The organism is Protofrankia sp. Cr1 (genome assembly GCF_963555865.1).
GTDB lineage: Bacteria > Actinomycetota > Actinomycetes > Frankiales > Frankiaceae > Protofrankia.
In genome coordinates, this window is record NZ_CAUVXO010000165.1 from 1,270 (window position 1) to 3,539 (window position 2,270).

Below are 2,270 nucleotides of genomic sequence, written 5' to 3' on the forward strand. Positions count from 1 at the left end.
TGGCCGAACTGCGCCGACTGCTCGCGGTGCCCGCCGGTGACCCGCCGTTGATCCTCGACGCGCAGCTCCGCCCGGAAGGCCGTGCGGGTCCGATGACCCGCACGCCGGCCAGCTATGCCGCCTACTTTCGCCGGTGGTCAGCGGGTTGGGAGACCCAGGCGCTGTTGCGGGCGCGGCCGGTTGCCGGTGACGCGGAGCTGGGTGACCGGTTCCGTGCCTGGGTTGATGAGATCCGCTATCCGCCATTCCTGCCACCCGATGCCGTGGCCGAGGTCGTCAGGCTACGCGGCAGAATGGAGACCGAGCGCATCCCACGGGGTGTCGACCGTTCCCTGCACCTCAAACTCGGGCCTGGTGGTCTCACCGACGTCGAGTGGGTGGTGCAGGTGCTGCAGCTGCGTCACGCCCAGGCCCTACCGGTGCTGCGCACGACGTCAACGCTTGCAGGCCTTCGGGCCGCCGCGGCCACCGGCCTGCTCGACCCGGCGCAGGGGGCGATCTTGTCGGACGCGTGGACCATGGCATCCCGGCTCCGTAACGCGATCACACTGACCCGGGGGCGTCCCGGCGACGTGCTGCCACATGCACCGCGGGCGCTGGCCCAGGTCGCGAGGGCGGTCGGCTATCCGGCGGAGCAGGCCGAGGCGCTGCTCGGCGACTACCGGCGGATGGCTGCGGGTGCACGTGCGGTGGCTGAGACGCTCTTCGCCCGCGAAGGGGCGGGCGGGTCGTCCACCGGATAGCGGGCTTTCCCCGTGCAACGCCTTGGGCGTGGCACGGGGTCCCGCGATCCGCGATCATGGTACAGATCAGGATGGTGACACAGATCAGGCCGTGACCGTGGTCTCGGCCGTGTCCTTCTGGCCTGGGATGGCCAGGGTCGGCCTCGCGCCGGCCAGAGCACTGCAGCAGGTGTCGACGATCAGGCCGGTGACCAGGTACGGGTCCATGTTGGCGTTGGGACGACGGTCCTCGATCCAGCCCTTCTTGGCCTTTTCCACCGCCCATGGGATGCGGACCGACGCGCCGCGGTCGGAGGCGCCCCAGGAGAAGGTGTCGTACGGCGCGGTCTCGTGCTGACCGGTCAGGCGCTTCTCGATCCCGTCGCCGTAGTTCTTGACGTGCTCCAGCACCCGGGTACCAAGTGCCTCACATACGGTGACGATGGCGTCCCAGCTCTCCATCGTGGCCTTGGTGGAGAAATTGGTGTGTGCGCCGGCGCCGTTCCAGTCGCCGGGGATGGGCTTCGCCGCGAACGAGACGGTGACGTCGAAGTCCTCGGCCACCCGGTGGAGCAACCAGCGGCCGACCCAGATCTGGTCGCCGATGGCGGGGGGCGGAAGTACCCCGATCTGGAACTCCCACTGGGCCATCATGACCTCGGCGTTGGTACCCTCGATCGCAAGGCCCGCGTCGAGGCATGCCTGCGTGTGCTTCTCGACGATGGCACGACCGACCATCTTCTCGCCGCCGACACCGCAGTAGTAGGGACCCTGCGGGGCCGGAAAGCCCACCTCCGGCCAGCCGAGCGGCCGGCCGTTCTGGAAAAAGGTGTACTCCTGCTCGATTCCGAACATGGGGGCTTGGTCGGCGTACCTCTCGGCTGCCTGCCGGCAGAAGGCACGGGTGTTGGTCGGGTGTGGGGTGAAGTCGGTCAGCGCGACCTCGCACAACACCAGGACGTTGGACCCACCGCGAAGGGGGTCCGGGCAGGTGAACACCGGCTGCAGGACGCAGTCCGAGTTGAATCCAGGTGCTTGGTTGGTGCTCGAGCCGTCGAAGCCCCAGATGTCGGGTTCCCTGCCGTCGGCAACGATGCGGGTTTTGCTCCGCATCAGGGGTTCCGGCTTGGTGCCGTCGATCCAGATGTACTCGGCCTGGTAACTCACTCATACTCCCCGTGGTTGGAGTGGCACATAGCGGAGTGTCTCATCGCGTGCCTGTGGATTGCTCGACCCCGGCCGCGGGTGACACGAGGGTCCGTCCGGATCTTCGTCGTGTCCAGTTTCCCCACAGTTCCACCACGGTAAATTTTCGGTCAATCACGCGTTGCCGGACAGTTCAGTTTTCGGGTCTTCCGCACGTGCTTCCCGGAATCCGGGAACAAAGTCCTCCACACCGTCGGCTATGCGGTCCTTCAGCCGGGAACGGTGTCCCATGCGCACGACAGCGCCCGACCCGCGGCTTTTCCGCGAACCGGGCGCCGATCGACGTGCCGCTGTTCCCCGCTATCGCCGGTCGGATGTCCCTGGTTCGGATGTCCGCCGGCC

Annotated in this window: 1 protein-coding gene and 1 pseudogene; one reads left to right on the forward strand and one right to left on the reverse strand. The window is 67.7% G+C overall.

All coding sequences use genetic code 11. The features are described 5' to 3' along the window. Positions 1 to 743, forward strand: a pseudogene (locus U9980_RS14310) (bifunctional glutamine-synthetase adenylyltransferase/deadenyltransferase); the annotation flags it as partial. Between the two features lie 84 nt (positions 744 to 827). On the opposite strand, the gene glnII reads toward U9980_RS14310, so the two are convergent. Beyond that, positions 828 to 1,889 carry a glutamine synthetase GlnII gene (glnII, locus tag U9980_RS14315; RefSeq protein ID WP_322768369.1) on the reverse strand — a complete coding sequence of 354 codons (1,062 nt, stop codon included), beginning with the start codon at positions 1,887 to 1,889 and terminating at the stop codon, positions 828 to 830. Positions 1,890 to 2,270 lie beyond the last annotated feature (381 nt).